This window comes from Mycobacterium sp. 012931, assembly GCF_000419295.1.
Classification (GTDB): Bacteria; Actinomycetota; Actinomycetes; order Mycobacteriales; family Mycobacteriaceae; genus Mycobacterium; species Mycobacterium marinum.
Genome location: NZ_AOPX01000001.1, coordinates 4688795 through 4705472, shown reverse-complemented (window position 1 = coordinate 4705472; position 16678 = coordinate 4688795). Strand labels below are relative to the sequence as shown.

The 16678-nt window shown below is 64.5% G+C and carries 12 protein-coding genes and 2 pseudogenes; 8 read left to right on the top strand and 6 right to left on the bottom strand.

Translation table 11 applies throughout. From position 1 onward, the window contains the following. Positions 1 to 47: 47 nt before the first annotated feature. The 4 genes from MMSP_RS20690 (at position 48) to MMSP_RS20675 (ending at position 6802) form a co-directional block, all read left to right on the top strand. A complete protein-coding gene (locus MMSP_RS20690; protein ID WP_020788182.1) occupies positions 48 to 1199 on the top strand; it encodes an exonuclease SbcCD subunit D in 1152 nt (383 codons plus the stop codon). Then, positions 1196 to 3826 carry an ATP-binding protein gene (locus MMSP_RS20685; RefSeq protein WP_020788181.1) on the top strand — a complete coding sequence of 877 codons (2631 nt, stop codon included), beginning with the start codon at positions 1196 to 1198 and terminating at the stop codon, positions 3824 to 3826. Before MMSP_RS20690 ends, MMSP_RS20685 begins: the two co-directional genes overlap by 4 nt. A gap of 49 nt (positions 3827 to 3875) precedes the next feature. Then, positions 3876 to 5465: a GMC family oxidoreductase gene (locus MMSP_RS20680; RefSeq protein ID WP_036426795.1), complete on the top strand. Its 1590-nt coding sequence runs from the start codon at positions 3876 to 3878 to the stop codon at positions 5463 to 5465. Between the two features lie 89 nt (positions 5466 to 5554). Further along, the gene (locus MMSP_RS20675) at positions 5555 to 6802 is read left to right on the top strand and encodes an alpha/beta hydrolase (RefSeq protein ID WP_020788179.1); all 1248 of its coding nucleotides are present in this window, start codon (positions 5555 to 5557) and stop codon (positions 6800 to 6802) included. Here MMSP_RS20675 and MMSP_RS20670 read toward each other — a convergent pair. The 4 genes from MMSP_RS20670 to MMSP_RS20655 form a co-directional block, all read right to left on the bottom strand. Next, entirely contained in the window at positions 6789 to 8426 is a 1638-nt protein-coding gene (locus MMSP_RS20670; RefSeq protein ID WP_020788178.1) for an ABC transporter family substrate-binding protein, read from the bottom strand. The genes MMSP_RS20675 and MMSP_RS20670 overlap by 14 nt on opposite strands. Before the next feature lie 100 nt (positions 8427 to 8526). After that, the gene (locus tag MMSP_RS20665; RefSeq protein ID WP_020788177.1) at positions 8527 to 10365 is read right to left on the bottom strand and encodes an ABC transporter ATP-binding protein; all 1839 of its coding nucleotides are present in this window, start codon (positions 10363 to 10365) and stop codon (positions 8527 to 8529) included. Further along, complete coding sequence (locus MMSP_RS20660; protein WP_020788176.1) at positions 10362 to 11255, bottom strand: ABC transporter permease; 894 nt, start codon at positions 11253 to 11255, stop codon at positions 10362 to 10364. The genes MMSP_RS20665 and MMSP_RS20660 overlap by 4 nt, the downstream gene beginning before the upstream one ends. Next, complete coding sequence (locus MMSP_RS20655) at positions 11252 to 12229, bottom strand: ABC transporter permease (protein ID WP_012395714.1); 978 nt, start codon at positions 12227 to 12229, stop codon at positions 11252 to 11254. Before MMSP_RS20655 ends, MMSP_RS20660 begins: the two co-directional genes overlap by 4 nt. 322 nt (positions 12230 to 12551) lie before the next feature. On the opposite strand from MMSP_RS20655, the gene MMSP_RS20650 reads away from it, so the two are divergent. Beyond that, positions 12552 to 13043, top strand: coding sequence for a carbonic anhydrase (locus MMSP_RS20650; RefSeq protein ID WP_011741665.1), 492 nt, complete (start codon positions 12552 to 12554; stop codon positions 13041 to 13043). A gap of 7 nt (positions 13044 to 13050) precedes the next feature. Here MMSP_RS20650 and MMSP_RS20645 read toward each other — a convergent pair. After that, a pseudogene (locus tag MMSP_RS20645) lies at positions 13051 to 13350 on the bottom strand (PaaI family thioesterase); the annotation flags it as partial. Here MMSP_RS20645 and MMSP_RS27645 point away from each other — a divergent pair. Beyond that, positions 13344 to 13484, top strand: a pseudogene (locus MMSP_RS27645) (ISAs1 family transposase); the annotation flags it as partial. The pseudogenes MMSP_RS20645 and MMSP_RS27645 sit on opposite strands and share 7 nt — an antisense overlap. Here the strand turns inward: MMSP_RS27645 and MMSP_RS20640 are convergent. Next, positions 13481 to 13648, bottom strand: coding sequence for a hypothetical protein (locus MMSP_RS20640; protein WP_020788173.1), 168 nt, complete (start codon positions 13646 to 13648; stop codon positions 13481 to 13483). The pseudogene MMSP_RS27645 and the gene MMSP_RS20640 overlap by 4 nt on opposite strands. Before the next feature lie 172 nt (positions 13649 to 13820). Here MMSP_RS20640 and cysD point away from each other — a divergent pair, with 172 nt between their 5' ends. Both cysD and cysC read left to right on the top strand, forming a co-directional pair. Then, positions 13821 to 14768 (top strand): sulfate adenylyltransferase subunit CysD, encoded by a 948-nt coding sequence (gene cysD, locus MMSP_RS20635; RefSeq protein WP_174524070.1) that lies wholly within the window; start codon positions 13821 to 13823, stop codon positions 14766 to 14768. Next, on the top strand, positions 14768 to 16618 hold the full coding sequence (gene cysC, locus MMSP_RS20630) for an adenylyl-sulfate kinase (RefSeq protein ID WP_020788172.1): 1851 nt from the start codon (positions 14768 to 14770) through the stop codon (positions 16616 to 16618). The genes cysD and cysC overlap by 1 nt, the downstream gene beginning before the upstream one ends. Positions 16619 to 16678 lie beyond the last annotated feature (60 nt).

Sequence of the window (16678 nt, the reverse complement as noted above, 5' to 3'; positions counted from 1 at the left end):
CTCGCGTTGCCCTGATAGACACGCTTTTTCGCTAGGAGGTCACCAGGATGCGATTCCTGCACACCGCCGACTGGCAGCTGGGCATGACCCGCCACTTTCTCGCCGGTGACGCGCAGCCGCGCTATTCGGCGGCGCGCCGCGATGCGGTGGCCGGTCTGGGGGCGCTGGCTGCCGAGGTGGGTGCCGAGTTCGTGGTTGTGGCCGGTGACGTCTTCGAACACAATCAGCTCACGCCCCAGGTCATCAGCCAGTCCTTGGAGGCCATGCGCGCCATCGGTGTTCCGGTCTACCTGCTTCCGGGCAATCACGACCCGCTGGACGCTTCTTCGGTATACACCGGCGCACTGTTTCGTACTGAATGTCCGGACAACGTTGTCGTTCTCGATCGCTGCGGTAGTCACCAAGTGCGTCCGGGAGTGGAGCTTGTCGCCGCTCCGTGGCGGTCCAAGGCTCCCACCACCGATCTTGTCGCCGACGTGTTGGCGGGACTGTCCGAAGGGGCTGGCACCCGAGTGCTGGTCGCCCACGGGGGAATCGATGCGCTGGACCCGGATCCCGGCAAGCCCTCGCTGATCCGGCTCGCTGGGCTCGAGGACTCGGTGGCGCGAGGAATGTTGCATTATGTGGCGCTCGGGGACAAGCATTCGCTGACTCAGGTTGGTGGCAGCGGCAGGGTGTGGTACTCGGGATCGCCGGAAGTCACCAACTTCGACGACGTCGAATCTGACCCCGGCCACGTCCTCGTCGTCGACATTGACGAAACCGACCCGTGCCGCCCGGTCTCGGTGACAGCCAGGCGGGTCGGCTGCTGGCGGTTTGTCACGCTGCGCCGGGAAGTGGACACCAGCCGTGACATTGCCGACCTCGATCTGAATCTGGATCTGATGACCGACAAGGACCGCACCGTGGTGCGGTTGGCCCTGACCGGTTCGTTGACCGTCACCGACCGTGCCGCGCTGGATGCGTGCCTGGACAGGTATGCGCGGTTGTTCGCCTGGCTGGGCCTGTGGGAACGCCACACCGACCTGGCCGTGATTCCGGCGGATGGTGAGTTCAGCGACCTCGGCATCGGCGGTTTCGCTGCGGCCGCCGTTGACGAGTTGGTCGCAACCGCTCGTTCGGGTGCCGACGGATCCGCAGTCGATGCTCAGGCGGCGTTGGCTCTGCTGCTGCGGCTCACAGATCGGGGCGCGGCATGAAGTTGCACCGGCTGGTACTGACCAACTACCGCGGGATCGCGCATCGGGAGATCGAGTTTCCAGACCACGGTGTGGTGGTTGTGTGCGGCGCCAACGAGATTGGAAAGTCCTCGATGATCGAGGCTTTGGATCTCCTACTGGAATTCAAGGATCGCTCGGCGAAAAAGGAAATCAAGCAGGTCAAACCGACCAATGCCGACGTCGGATCCGAGGTCACTGCCGAAATAAGCAGTGGTCCTTACCGTTTCGTCTACCGGAAGCGTTTTCACAAGAAGTGTGAAACACAGCTGACGGTGCTGGCGCCTCGTCGCGAACAGTTGACCGGCGACGAAGCCCATGAGCGGGTCCGGGCGATCTTGGCGGAGACGGTGGACACCGAGTTGTGGCGTGCCCAGCGGGTGCTGCAGGCCGCGTCGACCACGGCGGTGGATCTGTCCAGCTGTGATGCGCTTTCCCGCGCGCTCGATATTGCCGCCGCCCATTCGGCCACCGACGTGGCGCTCTCGGGTGCCGAGCCAGTGCTGATTGAACGCATCGATGCCGAGTATTCGCGCTACTTCACCCCAACCGGACGTCCCACCGGCGAATGGGCGGCAACCCTCGCTCGGCTGAGCGGAGCCGAGACTGCGGTAGCGGAGTGCGCCGCGGCGGTATCCGAGGTCGACGAGCGCATCAGTCGCCATGGTGAACTAACTAGGCAGGCAGCCGAATTGGCGCCGAAGTTGGCTGCAGCCGGTTCCCGGCTGGCGGCTGCGCGGCAGGCCGCCGACAAGGTCGCGGGGCTGAAGGCAGAAGCGCATGAGGCCAAGCTCGTCACCGCTGCGAAGGCCGCAACCAGCTCGGCTTCGGCGGCCGCTCATGCTGAACGGCGTGCCCTGTGCGAGGAAATCGACAGTCGCGCCAAGGCGCTCGAGGCCCTGCAAATCGATGCGCAGCACGCCGCCGACCAGCGGGCGATGGCGAGCGCCGATGCGCAGCGGTGCGACGTCGCGGTCGAGGAAGCCACGGCTAGCCTGACGGCGGTTCAACGCCGTGCCGAAGCCGCCCGGCGCTCTCTCGGCCAGATCGCCGACCGCGAACAGGCGCAACGGTTGAGCGCCCGACTGGCCAGGATCGGAGAGGTCCAGTGTGACCATGACCGGGTCTGCGCCCAGCTATCCGAGGTGACACTTACCGAGGCGCTGCTGAAACGAATCGAATCCGCTGCGGCGAGCGTGGATCGGGTGGACGGGCAACTCGCGTTGATTTCCGCGGCGGTGGAGTTCACTGCGGCCGCCGATATCGAGCTGGTGGTTGGCGGTCAACGGGTGCAGTTGTCGGCGGGTTCGAGTTGGTCGATGACGGCCACCGGCCCCGCGGAGGTCGAGGTCCCCGGGGTCCTGACGGCGCGGATCACCCAGGGGGCGACCGCGCTGGAGGCGCAGGCCAAATATGTTGCAGCACAAGAAGAACTTGCGGTGGCATTGGCCGCGGGCGGCGTGGCAACCTTGGCGGAGGCCCGATCGGTCGAACAGCGCCGCCGCGAACTGTTGGGGCGCCGCGACCAGTTGAACGCCACCCTGGCCGGGCTGTGTGGTGACGAGCAGGTAGACCAACTCCGCTGCCGGCTTGCACAGCTGCAGGCCAGCCAGCCCGCTGAGCCCGATCTGTTTGCGACCGATGCCACGGCTGCCCGTGCCGAACTCGAGGCGGCCGAGGCCGCCCGGATAACGGCCGGCAAGCAGTGCGAGGATCAGCGCAAGCTCGCTCTCGCGGCAAGCCGGCGTCTCGCCGAAACCTCTACTTCGGCCACGGTTTTGCAGAGCAGGCTGGAAAACGGGCGGGCCGAAGTCGAAGCGGCCACCTCGCGGCTGGCCACCGCGCGGGCCGCGGTTAGCGATGCCGACCTCGCGTCGGCGGCCGATGCCGATCTGCACGTGCTGCAGGCGTCGCAGCGTCGACTCGCCGAACTGACCGAAGTGCTGGACGCGGCCGAGCCCGAGGCGGTAGCCGCCGAAGCACGGGAAGCCGCCGAGATCGCGCAGTCACTGGATGAGCGCCACGATGCCGTTGTCGCCGCGCTGCGCGACATCAGCGTCGAACTCTCGGTGTTCGGCAGCGAAGGTCGGCAGAGCAAGCTTGATGCGGCAGAGACCGAACGTGAGCATGCCGCTAGTCAGCACGCCCGCATCGGACGCCGCGCCAGAGCCGCCCAGCTGTTGCGATCGGTGATGACACGGCATCGCGATACCACCCGGCAGCGCTACGTCGAGCCCTATCGAATGGAGCTACAGCGACTCGGGCGCCCGGTGTTCGGGCCCACGTTCGAGGTCGATGTCGCTAGCGATCTACGGATCCGCAGCCGGACTCTCGACGATGTCACGGTGCCTTACGAGTCGTTGTCCGGCGGCGCCAAAGAGCAGCTCGGCATATTGGCCCGGTTTGCGGGCGCGGCGCTGGTGGCCAAGGAGGACACCGTTCCGGTGGTGGTAGACGATGCGCTGGGATTCACCGATCCAGACCGCCTGGCCAAGATGGGGGGAGTGTTCGATACCGTGGGAACCCATGGTCAGGTGATCGTGCTGACGTGCAGCCCTGACCGATACGACGGTGTCGCCGGCGCGCACCGGATCGATCTGAATCTTTAGTGATCGGGCCGCCCCGCGTCATACACTGATCCCAAAACGGGGATGAGCGGTGGACATTGAGTGCGATTACGTAGTGGTCGGTACGGGCTCAGCTGGGGCGGCGGTGGTCAATCGGCTTAGCGCCGATTCGGGCACCTCGGTGGTGGCGCTCGAGGCCGGGCCGAGCGACAAGAATCGCTTCATCGGGATTCCGGCGGCGTTTCCCAAGCTGTTCCGCAGCGAAGTCGACTGGGATTACACGACCGAACCGGAGCCGCAGCTGGGCGGGCGCGAGATCTACTGGCCCCGGGGCAAGGTGCTCGGCGGCTCGTCCTCGATGAACGCGATGATGTGGGTGCGCGGCTTTGCCGCCGACTATGACGAATGGGCTCGGCTCGCCGGCTCGCACTGGTCCTACGGCGAGCTGCTCGGCTACTTCCGCCAGATTGAAGACGTCACTGCCGCCTGGCACTTCGTCAATGGTGACGACAGCGGTGTGACGGGTCCGCTACAGATCTCCCGTCAACGGAGTCCGAGTCCGCTGACTGCGGCCTGGCTGGCCGCCACACGCGACTGTGGGTTCCCGCCGGTGCAGCCGAATTCCGCAGAGCCGGAAGGTTTTTGCGAAACGATCGTCACTCAGCGCCGCGGCTCCCGGTGGAGCACCGTCGACGCGTATCTCAGACCGGCGATGGGGCGCAGGAACCTGAGCATCCTCACCGGTGCGACGGCGACCCGAATCGTCATCCACGGTACCCGGGCGACTGGCGTCGAGTACCAGCGCGAGGGGCAACACTGCACGGTGCATGCCCGCCGGGAGGTCGTGCTCTGCGGCGGCGCGGTCAACAGCCCGCAGCTGCTGATGCTCTCGGGCATCGGAGACCGTAGTCATCTCGCCGATCACGGAATCGAAACCGTCTACCACGCGCCAGAAGTGGGCCAGAATCTACTGGACCACCTCATCACGCCGCTGGGCTTCGACGTTGCCGGGGACAGTCTGGCCGCCGCCGAAAAGCCCATGCGGCTGATCAACTATCTGTTGCGGCGCCGGGGCATGCTGACCTCCAACGTCGGCGAAGCATACGGATTCGTCCGCAGCCGGCCGGGTCTGGACCTACCCGACCTGGAGCTGATCTTCGCGCCGGCACCGTTCTACGACGAAGGACTGCCCGCGCACCCGCCGGGCCACGGCGTGGTTTTCGGGCCGATCTTGGTTGCCCCACAGAGCCGGGGTCAGATCACGCTTCGGTCTGCCGATCCCCATGCCAAGCCGATCATCGAAGCCCGCTACCTGTCCGACCCCGGCGGTGTGGACCGTGTCGCGATGATGGAAGGCCTGCGGATCTGCGCACGTATCGCCCAGGCGCCCGCGCTCCGCGGCCTGCTGGGGCCGGTGGCGCGGCCGCACAACAGCAGCGAGCTCGATGAAGCAACCCTCGAGTTGGCCCTCACCACCTGTTCGCACACCCTGTATCACCCCTTGGGTACCTGTCGGATGGGCAGCGACGAGGCGAGCGTGGTGGATTCGCAGTTACGGGTGCGCGGGGTCGACGGCCTGCGCGTCGCCGACGCGTCGGTGATGCCGAGCACGGTGCGTGGACACACTCATGCCCCATCGGTGCTGATAGGCGCCAAGGCTGCCGACCTGATCCGCAATTGAGCCGGGCTCTAGGGGCCCAACCGGCGGCCCCTTGAGCTGCCGACGACAGCCCGTCTGGGCAGAATACTGCCCATGATGGGCCGACGCCGATGACGATGAGCGACAAACGGCGCCGGGCGCACGAGAAACTCGCGGGAATGCCGGGTGTGCGGCCGGTGCGCCGGCCGGTGTCGCCGGGCAACGACAGCGAGTTTGATCTGTACTACGTGCGCGCCGGCCGAAAGTCGGCGCATCCGCTGGTCATCATCCCGGGCGGGCCGGGAGTGGCGTCGATGCTGGTGTACAAGGGGTTGCGCCGGCGTGCCGCCGCTGCCGGTCTGGATGTCATCATGATCGAGCACCGCGGAGTGGGGATGTCGCGCCACGATGACTCCGGAGCCGACCTACCGCCAGAAGCTTTCACAATCGATCAGGTCGTCGACGATATTGCCGCGGTGCTCGATGACGCCCATGTCGACTCGGCTGTCATCTACGGCACGTCATACGGCACCTACATTGCCGCTGGAGTCGGCGTCCGTCACCCGGCCCGGGTACGGTCGATGATTCTCGATTCGCCGTTGCTGTCTCGCGATGACATTGCGCTTGCGCGCGAGACCATTCGTAGGCGGCTACTCGACGGGGATAGCCCGGAGACCGCCGCGCTGGCGGCCAAGGTTCGGCAGCTGGTCGATGCCGGGGTGATGACGGCCCGCGCATCCAAGGTCGCAGCGGCGGTTTACGGGTACGGCGGAGCGCGGCTTCTGGAACGCCAATTGGATCTCCTGCTGTGCGGCCGGATGATCTTGTGGCACGTGCTTTTCCGGTTCTCTGCCATGTATGCACGCAAGGTGCCGTACCGCTACGAGATGGACCTGGTCGGTCGCATCGCGTTCCGCGAACTGGACTACGCGGCCGAGCCCGACGGCCTACCGCTCGATCCCGCTCAGGCGATTCGCGAAACTATTGCGGCGACAGATCAGTTCGAGTCCGAGCCGTACGACTTGGTGGCCGAGATGCCCAGATTCGGCTGGCCAACCGTGGTTGTTTCGGGCGGGCACGATCTCACTACCCCGGCCATGGTCGCCGAACATATCGCATCATTGCTGCCCAACGCGGTGCTGATAGAGCTACCGACCATGGCGCACAGCGCCCTTGACTTCCGTGAGCCCGCGGCCCTGGCCATTGCCGGGGCGGTATGTCGGGGGGAGTTCGGAGCGCTCACCGGTCGAGGGGCGGAGCTGGACGCAATGCCGGCGCGGCTGCCGATCCGCGCCTTGTGGAAAGCGATCGAACTGGCGGCTATGGCGGAGCACGCGCTACCGGCGCCGCTGCTGCATCGCCGGGTCAGCTCCGCATGAATCCGATCGCGGTGTAATCCAGATCGGCGAGGCCCCTGGCGCCAAAATTTGCCAGCGTGCTGAGGACGGCAATCGTTCCCGGTGATTGGGTCAATGGCAGGCTGAACCCCTCGGCCCAGATGAGCTTATCCACCTCATTGGCCAGCGCGAGGGCCTTGGCCGGATCCAGCTCCTGCAGCGTCCGCTCGATCGCCGCATCGATCTGTGGGCTGCCGATCTTCCCAAAGTTGCTTTCCCCGTCGGACATGTAGATCTGGGTGAGCGAGGAGAGGGGGAAAGCGTCGCCGACCCAGCCGAACAGCGCAATGTCGAAGGCCCCGACATTGACGTAGTTACTGAAAAAGCCACTGCCCGACCTCGATTGCAGTTCGAGTTTGACGCCGATCTGGGCCAGGCTGTACTGAGCGACCTGCGCGAATTGGCGACTGCTCTGAGCTTCGTAGAACAGCAAGCGGACGACGAGCTGATGGCCGTCTTTCTCCCGGAACTTGCCGTTGAGCTTCCAGCCCAGGGCGTCGAGCTCCCGCTTGGCCTGCTCCGGATCGTAGGGACTGCTGTTGTCCTGATAGCCCTCCTGCCCGGCGACGAAAACATGATTGTTCAACGGCGCCGGATCATTGGTCAGGCCGTATAGTGCCACTTTGGCTATCGTCCGGCGGTCGATCCCCTTGCAGACGGCCAACCGCAGCGCCGGGTCGGCGAGGACCGCTCCCGGGGCACCGTTGAGGGTGAAATGGCTCCAACTGGGAGCCGGCGCGCGCCGGATCGAGATCCCCTTGGTGCGCTCGGCGATGGTGAGTTGATCGAGTGAACCGATCCCGGTCGCGTCGATGGTGAAGTTCTGCAGGGCAGGTATCCGCGCGGCGTCATCGAGAACCAGGTAGGTGATGCTGTCCAGGCGCGGCTTCTTTCCCCACCATTTAGGGTTGCGAGTCAATACGATTCGCTGTGCGCTGCGGTCCAGTGAGGTGACGATGAACGGGCCTGCGGAGGGGCCGGGTCCGGTGAGTTGTCCCTTGTTGAACGCCTCGGGCGTGGCGGTCATGCTGCTGGGCAGCAGCATCCCGTTGCCGGCAAACATCCCACGCCACTCCGCGTAGGGTTTGGCAAACGTCACCATGGCTTGACGATCATCGACTCCCGGGGTCACTGACGCGACACGGTCGGAGCCCCCGCTCGAGGCGATTTCGAATCTGTTGTCCGCGCCGCTGGTCGCGTGGATCTGACTCGCGATGTCACGCCAGGTGATCGGCGTGCCATCAGACCAGAATGCTTTGGGATTGATGGTGTAGGTGATCACTTGCGGGTTGGTCTTGGTGAGTTCGACGCTGGTGAAGTAGTCGTGGTCGACCGTCGTCGAACCGTCTGGACCGATGATGAAGGCCCGCGGCAGAGTGGCTTTGACCATCGCCGCAACCTCCGCCGAGTTGCCGTCGATATGCAAGATATTGAAATTGGGTGGGAAGTCGGTGAGCGAGAGCCTCAGGTCACCACCGTCTTCGAGGGTGGCGGGATCTTGCGGGTTGATATCGCTGCTGCTGCCGACCGCGGTGGACCCGCTGGTCGCGGCGGGGAGTTGGGTGCTGGCCGAACAGCCGGCAAGCAGGAGCGTCACGGTGAGCAATGCGGCACCGGCACACCGGATTCGACGCCGTGCCCAGGGGCGAGTCGGCCGCCGCGACCTCGCGCCAGGCCCGGGCTGGACGCCGTCATGCCGATCTGCGTTAGTCAGCATTGCCCGGAATCGGTTGTGGCACCGCGCCCAGCAGACGCTGTGTGTACTCGTGTTGCGGATTGCCGAAAACCTCCTGGCTGTTGCCCTGCTCGACGATGCTGCCGGCAAACATGACGACCACGGAATGGGCGAGGTGTTTGACCACTGAGAGGTCATGGGAGACAAACAGGTACGACAGTTTGAACCGCGCTTGCAGGTCCAGGAGCAGGTTGATGATTCCGGCCTGGATCGAGACGTCGAGGGCGGACACCGGTTCGTCGAGCGCCAGAATCTTGGGTTGCAGCGCCAGCGCTCGTGCGATACCGACCCGTTGCTTCTGTCCGCCGGAGAATTCGGCGGGATAGCGGCTGGCATCGCTACGACGCAGCCCGACGATGTCAAGCAGTTCGGCAACCCGGTCCTGGGTATCGGTCTTGTTGAAGCCGTTGGCTTGCAGTGGTTCGGCCAACAAATCGGAGATCGGCAGCCGCGGGTCCAGTGAGGCGACCGGATCTTGAAAGACCACCTGGATATCGCGTCGCAGCGCTCTGCGACTCGACGCGGTCAAAGTGGTGACATCGGTGCCCAGAACTTCGATCGATCCCGATTGTGGCGCGGCGAGCTCCAAAATCTGATGCAAGGTAGTGGATTTTCCTGATCCAGACTCACCCACGATGCCCAACGTGTGGCCCTGGCGGAGTTCGAAACTCACGCCGTCGACCGCGCGCACCTCGCCGATCGATCGCCGCAGCAGCACGCCCTTGGTCAGCGGATATGTCTTGACCAGGTCGCTGACCCGGACGACCACCGATGAGTCGGCGGGCGCCGGCTCGGTGGCCTCGGTCTGCACGCCATAGATGTCGGCGGCGCTGCGCCCGTTCACCTGATCGGTGCGAATGCAGGCAGCCCGGTGATTCTGGCCGACCTCGATCAACTCGGGTTCGTCGGAGCGGCATTCATCGATGACCAAGGGACAGCGGGGTGCGAACGGGCAGCCCCGATCGAGGCCGGCGAGCGACGGAGGGGCACCCGGGATTGGCACCAATCGGGTGTCCTGCGTGGCATCGAGCCTGGGGACTGAACCCAATAGTCCGATGGTGTAAGGCATTCGGCGATTGTGGTAGAGGTCGTTGACCGTAGCCTTTTCCACAACTCGCCCGGCGTACATGACCAGCGCTCGATCGGCGAACTCGGCAACCACACCCAGGTCGTGGGTGATGATGAGCACTCCGGCCCCGGTCACATCCCGAGCCGTCTTGAGCACGTCGAGGATCTGGGCCTGCACGGTCACGTCCAGAGCGGTGGTGGGTTCGTCACAGATCAACAGATCGGGATCGTTGGCGATGGCGATGGCGATGACTACCCGTTGGTGTTCACCGCCGGAAAGCTCATGCGGAAACGCGCGGGCGCGTCGCTCGGGTTGTGCGATACCAACCAGTTCAAGCAGCTCCACCGCACGCCGCCGCGCCGCCTTCCTGCTGAAAGTGGGCTGATGTATCTCGATGGTTTCGGCGATTTGATCGCCGACGGTGTAGACCGGGGTCAAAGCGGACATCGGATCCTGGAACACGGTGCCGATCACCTTGCCGCGGAACCGCGACATCGCGTCGTCGGCCAGCCCCAGTAGCTCGGTGCCCTGCAACCGGACCGAGCCACGGACCTTGGCGTACTCGGGTAGCAGACCGACTACGGCCATGGCCGCCGCGGACTTGCCCGATCCGGATTCGCCCACCATCGCGACCACTTCGCCGGGGGCTACCTGGTAGCTGATGCCGCGCACGGCGGTGACCGGATCGTTCTCGGTGGGGAAGGTGACGGCCAGATCGGTCACCTCGAGCAGCGGGTTCATCGGTCACCACTTCGCAGCGTCTTGCTGGCCGGGTCCAGTGCGTCGCGCAAGCCATCACCGGTCAGGTTGGCGCAGACCAGAATCAACACCAGGACCCCGGCCGGGAACAGGAACACCCACGGGAACGTGGTTGCCGACTGGATGCCATCGGCGATCAGGGTGCCCAACGACACGTCCGGTGGCTGGATGCCGAAACCGAGGAAGCTCAAGCCTGTTTCGGCCAGGATGGCGGCCGCGACATTGAGTGCCGCGTCGATGATCAGAATCGACGCCACATTGGGTATCACGTGGCCGGTGATGATCCGCCGGCTGGAAACGCCCATATACCTTGCCGCTCTGATGAACTCGCGCTCGCGCAGGCTCATGGTCATGCCACGCACCATGCGGGAGCTGATCATCCAGCCGAATCCGGCCAGCAGCAGCACCAGGAACATCATGTTGGTCGAGTTCTTGGTACGCGGAGTGACGATCGCAATCAGGATGAAGCTGGGCACCACCAACAGCAGGTCCACCAACCACATCAGGGCTCGGTCTCGCCACCCGCCGAAATAGCCGGAGACGGCACCGACGGTGGCGGCGATTCCGGTGGAGATCACCGCCACAAAGACGCCGATGAGCATGGATTTCTGCATGCCCCGCAACGTCTGCGCGAGCAAGTCCTGACCTAGCGCATTGGTGCCCAGCCAATGACGGGTGCTCGGTGGCTGTAGCAGCGCGTCGAAATCGAGGTCCTCGTAGGAGTAGGGCAGCACCGAGGGCAGCGCATAGCACCCCACGAACAGCACCACCAGCACCGCCAGCGATGCCACCGCGGCCCGGTTACGCAGGAACCGGCGCAGCACCAGCGTGCGGCGTGAGGTGAACTCGACTTGCGTGGCTTGATCGGTCATGAAACCCGGACCCTCGGGTCGAGCGCCGCATAGAAGATGTCGGAGAGCAGGCCGGCCAGCAAGACCACGGCCCCGGAGAACACCGTGATCGCTGCGACGATGTTGGTGTCCTGGGTCGCGATGCCCCGGACCGCCCATTCACCCATGCCGTGCCAGCCGAAGATCTTTTCGACAAACACCGCGCCGGTGACCAGTCCGGCAACCCCGTAGGCGAACAGCGTTGCCATCGGAATCAGTGCGGTTCGCAGCCCATGTTTGATGAGCGCGCGCCGGCGGGTGAGGCCCTTGGCGCGGGCGGTGCGAATGAAGTCCTGGCCCAGCACGTCGAGCATCGCATTGCGCTGGTATCGGCTGTAGCCCGCCGCGGCGCCCAACGCCAGCGTCAACGATGGCAGGACCAAATGTTTCAGGCGGTCACCGAATGCTGCCCAGGTTCCACCGTCCACGCCCGGTGAGGTCTCGCCGGTGTAGTCGAACAGCTGAAATCCCAGCGCCCAATTCACCCGCAGTGCGCCCAGAATCAGCAGGTTGGCCACGACGAAGGTCGGGGTGCTCAGCACCAGCAATGCTAGCATGGTGATCACCCGGTCACTGAACCGGTATTGGCGGATGGCACCCCATGCGCCGATCGCCACGCCGAGCGCGGTGCCGACTACCGATCCGATGAGCAGCAGCCGCAAGCTGGTTCCGATGCGGCGGCCCAGTTCCGCGGAGACCGGCTGACCGCTGATGGTGACACCGAAGTCGCCGCGAACGGCATGGGTGACCCAGTGGGCGTAGCGCACCGGTATCGGCTTGTTCAATCCGAGCTCGGCGGCCTTCGCGTCGATCACCGCTTGAGGTGGGCGCGGGCTGCGCTGCATCAGGCTTTCCAGCGGCGAGAAGGCCAGCGAGGTCAGGCAGTAGGTCAAGAACGAGGCCAGCGCGAGGAGCACAACGTAGTTGAGCAACCGGCGCGCCAGAAATCGTGTCATGCCCATCCACCGTGTTGCATTGGGACAGGGTAGCGAGAAGCGGGTGTGTAGCGCCGCTGACAACGCCGACCAGACGGCCCCCGATGTCGACGGTCCTCGCTGATTTTGGCGTTTGCAGCAACTGCACGCGTTGCCGCTCAATTTCGGTGGGACGGGTTCGTGTGATGCGGGCGGCGGCCGGTACGGCAACGCCGGGGGTGGGTCGATCGCTTTGCGATCCTGCTGATTTTCACCGGTGAAATTCGGGCATTCGGTTGTTAAACTCCTGCGCGGCTTCGCTTTGTGTAGCAAATTTTCTGCCGGGACATATAAGGAGACGTGCGTGACGGTTACCGACGACTACCTGGCTAACAACGCGGATTACGCGAGTGGCTTCGAAGGTCCGCTGCCGATGCCGCCGAGTAAACACATTGCGATCTTGGCCTGCATGGATGCGCGCCTGGACGTTTATCGCCTGCTCGGCATCAACGAAGGCGAAGCGCACGTCATTCGCAACGCAGGGGGCGTGGCCACCGACGACGCCATTCGCTCATTGGCGATCAGTCAGCGGCTACTGGGGACCCGAGAAGTCGTGCTGATTCACCACACCGACTGCGGTATGCTCACTTTCACCGATGACGACTTCAAGCGTGGAATCCAGGACGAGACCGGAGTCAAACCCCCGTGGGCGGCCGAGGCGTTCCCGGATGCGGCGGAGGACGTCAAGCAGTCGCTGCGCCGCATCGAGAACAGCCCGTTTGTCACCAAGCACGTCTCATTGCGCGGCTTTGTTTTCGACGTCGCCACCGGCAAGCTCAACGAGGTCACGCTCTAGCGCGACATCAACCCACCTTGTAGGTCGCCAGGGCCTTGGCGAGCAGCGTGCCTTCGGGGTCGACGATCTCGGCCTCGCAGTTGACCAAGGAGCGCCCACGTCGCAGCACCCGGCCCACCCCGATCACGTCTGTGGCCCGTGCCGGCGCCATGAAGTCCAGCGCCAGCGACACCGTGACGCCGCGCAGCTCGGGCGGCGCCTGCCCGCTGCACCAAGCGGCGGCCATGACCGTCAGGTCGGCAAGGGTAGCGATGGCCCCGCCGTGCACCATGTCGCCGATCGTGACGTTGGACGGGTCCCACAGCAGCTAACACCGCGATCAATCTGCACCGCCTCAACGGCGCCGACAACATCGCCGAAGCCTGCCGGATCACCGCTTTGACCGCCAACCGCCGCCTAGACCTCCTCAATCCACAATTCCCCAGCTCACAAGCCTGCTAATCAACAACGCCGGAGCCCTGCCACGGCAGCCGAAGCCGCACCTCATCGGCACCGAGGTGATCTGCGACGATTCCCAGTTTCGTGACGAACGGCGACTGCGGCAGAAACTGCGCGATGACGTCGCGACCGCTGGCATTGTCGGCCGAACCTGAAGCATTGGACATCCGTCCATGCTGGCGTATCGACGACGGCTGGAAAAGAAGTTCCCAAAGCTGCCCGCGCGCTTCCCAATAGTTTCATTGACAGCGGCAGGGCAGGACTGGTTCCATAGGTAACAATAGCAATAAATATGGTCAGTTCTACCAGAATTATCAGGTATTGAGTTTCTGATTCTGCATGTTAGGTGAAGCCATGACCACCAGTGGTGTAACAACGGGCCCCGCCGTCGGTCAGTACGAATTGAGTCATCTGCGCTCGCTGGAAGCCGAGGCGATGCACATCATTCGTGAGGTGGCCGCCGAGTTCGAACGTCCGGTGCTGCTGTTTTCCGGCGGCAAGGACTCCATCGTGATGCTGCACCTGGCCATCAAGGCGTTTCGTCCTGGGCGGCTGCCGTTCCCGGTGATGCACGTGGATACCGGCCATAACTTTGACGAGGTCATCGCGACCCGCGACGAGCTGGTCGCAGCGTCAGGAGTGCGGTTGGTGGTGGCATCGGTGCAGGACGACATCGACGCCGGCCGGGTCGTCGAGACCTTCCCGTCGCGCAACCCGATGCAGACCGTGACGCTGCTGCGTGCCATCCGGGAGAACCGGTTCGACGCGGCGTTCGGGGGTGCCCGCCGCGATGAGGAGAAGGCGCGCGCGAAGGAGCGGGTGTTCAGTTTCCGCGACGAGTTCGGCCAGTGGGACCCCAAGGCGCAGCGGCCGGAGCTGTGGAATCTCTACAACGGACGCCACCACAAAGGCGAGCACATCCGGGTGTTCCCGCTGTCCAACTGGACCGAGTTCGACATCTGGTCCTACATCGGCGCCGAGCACATCACGCTGCCGTCGATCTACTTTGCGCATCGGCGCAAGGTGTTCAAGCGAGACGGCATGCTGTTGGCCGTCGATCGGCACATGCAGCCCGGCGCGGACGAGCCGGTGTTCGAGGCGACGGTGAGGTTCCGCACCGTCGGGGACGTGACGTGCACCGGATGTGTGGAATCGGAGGCCGCAACCGTTGCGGAGGTCATCGCGGAGACCGCCGTGGCGCGGCTCACCGAGCGGGGGGCGACCAGGGCCGACGACCGCATTTCCGAGTCTGGAATGGAAGACCGCAAACGGCAGGGGTATTTCTGATGTCCGCATCCACCACGCTGTTGCGCCTGGCAACCGCCGGCTCCGTCGACGACGGTAAGTCCACGCTGATCGGGCGCCTGCTGTATGACTCCAAGGCCGTGATGGAAGACCAGTGGGCCTCGGTGGAACAGACCTCAAAGGAACGTGGTCACGAATACACCGACCTCGCGCTGGTCACCGATGGCCTGCGGGCCGAGCGTGAGCAGGGCATCACCATCGATGTCGCCTACCGCTATTTCGCTACTCCGAAGCGGAAATTCATCATCGCCGACACCCCAGGGCACATCCAGTACACCCGCAACATGGTTACCGGTGCGTCCACCGCGCAGCTGGTGATCGTGTTGGTCGATGCCCGGCACGGCCTGCTGGAACAATCACGCCGGCACGCCTTCCTGGCATCGCTGCTGGGCATTCGTCACCTTGTCCTCGCCGTCAACAAAATGGACTTGATCGGTTGGGACAAGGCAAAATTCGAGGCGATTCGCGACGAGTTCCACGCCTTTGCCGCCCGCCTGGATGTGCAAGACGTCACCTCCATCCCGATGTCGGCGTTGCATGGCGACAACGTGGTGACCAAATCGGACCAGACGCCGTGGTACGAAGGGCCCTCACTGCTGTCCCATCTCGAAGAGGTCTACATCGCCGGTGACCGCAACCTGGTTGACGTGCGATTCCCGGTTCAGTACGTCATCCGGCCGCACACCTTGGAGCACCAGGACCATCGCAGCTACGCGGGCACCGTCGCCAGTGGGGTGATGCGCCCAGGGGATGAGGTCGTTGTCCTGCCGATCGGCAAGGCGACCCGGATCATCGCGATCGATGGCCCCAACGGTCCGGTGCCGGAAGCATTTCCGCCGATGGCCGTCTCGCTGAGCCTGGCCGACGAGATCGACATCTCGCGTGGCGACATGATTGCCCGAACCAACAACCAGCCCAGAGTCGCGCAGGACTTCGACGCAACCGTGTGTTGGATGGCGGATTCGGGGGTGTTGGAGCCAGGGCGTGACTACGTCATCAAGCACACAACCCGGACCACCCGCGCAAGGGTCACCGCGCTGGACTACCGGCTTGATGTCAACACCCTGCATCGCGACAAGACGGCAACTGCACTGAAGCTCAACGAACTTGGTCGCATTTCGCTGCGTACCCAGGTGCCGCTGTTGCTCGACGAATACACCCGAAACTCGAGCACGGGTTCTTTCATTCTCATTGACCCGGACACCAACGGTACGGTCGCGGCGGGCATGGTGTTGCGCGACGTCTCGACCCACACATCGAGTCCGAACACGGTGCGCCACCAGTCGCTGGTCACCACGACGGAGCGGCCGCGGGGCAGGACCGTCTGGCTCACCGGCCTGTCGGGTGCCGGCAAGTCGTCGGTGGCCATGCTTGTCGAGCGCAAGCTGCTAGAAGAAGGCGTCGCCGCGTACGTCCTGGACGGCGACAACCTACGACACGGATTGAACGCGGACTTGGGCTTCAGCATGGCCGATCGCGCGGAGAACCTGCGTCGGCTGGCCCATGTCGCGGTGCTGCTCGCAGATTGTGGTCATGTCGTCTTGGTTCCGGCGATCAGCCCGCTGGCCGAGCATCGTGAGTTAGCTCGCAAGGTGCACACCGACGCCGGATTCGACTTCGTCGAGGTGTTCTGTGACACCCCGCTGGCCGACTGCGAGCGGCGCGATCCCAAAGGTCTGTATGCGAAGGCGCGTGCGGGTGAGATCACCCATTTCACCGGGATAGACAGCCCCTACCAGCGCCCGAAGCATCCTGACCTGCGCCTCACGCCGTCACGTAGCCTCGACCAGCAAGCGCAAGACGTCATCGACTTGCTCGAGCTGCGGCCCTAGTTCGGTCGCCTCGGCGGGCCGGATTCCCCGGCTCTTTGCAGCAACATCTGGCGTCGCGTC

Bases quoted from the DNA above. Each gene is read 5' to 3' on its own strand.
- MMSP_RS20690 (WP_020788182.1), top strand. From the start codon at position 48: ATGCGATTCCTGCACACCGCCGACTGGCAGCTGGGCATGACCCGCCAC.
- MMSP_RS20685 (WP_020788181.1), top strand. From the start codon at position 1,196: ATGAAGTTGCACCGGCTGGTACTGACCAACTACCGCGGGATCGCGCAT.
- MMSP_RS20675 (WP_020788179.1), top strand. From the start codon at position 5,555: ATGACGATGAGCGACAAACGGCGCCGGGCGCACGAGAAACTCGCGGGA.
- MMSP_RS20665 (WP_020788177.1), bottom strand. From the start codon at position 10,365: ATGAACCCGCTGCTCGAGGTGACCGATCTGGCCGTCACCTTCCCCACC.
- MMSP_RS20660 (WP_020788176.1), bottom strand. From the start codon at position 11,255: ATGACCGATCAAGCCACGCAAGTCGAGTTCACCTCACGCCGCACGCTG.
- MMSP_RS20655 (WP_012395714.1), bottom strand. From the start codon at position 12,229: ATGACACGATTTCTGGCGCGCCGGTTGCTCAACTACGTTGTGCTCCTC.
- MMSP_RS20640 (WP_020788173.1), bottom strand. From the start codon at position 13,648: ATGTCCAATGCTTCAGGTTCGGCCGACAATGCCAGCGGTCGCGACGTC.
- cysD (WP_174524070.1), top strand. From the start codon at position 13,821: ATGTTAGGTGAAGCCATGACCACCAGTGGTGTAACAACGGGCCCCGCC.
- cysC (WP_020788172.1), top strand. From the start codon at position 14,768: ATGTCCGCATCCACCACGCTGTTGCGCCTGGCAACCGCCGGCTCCGTC.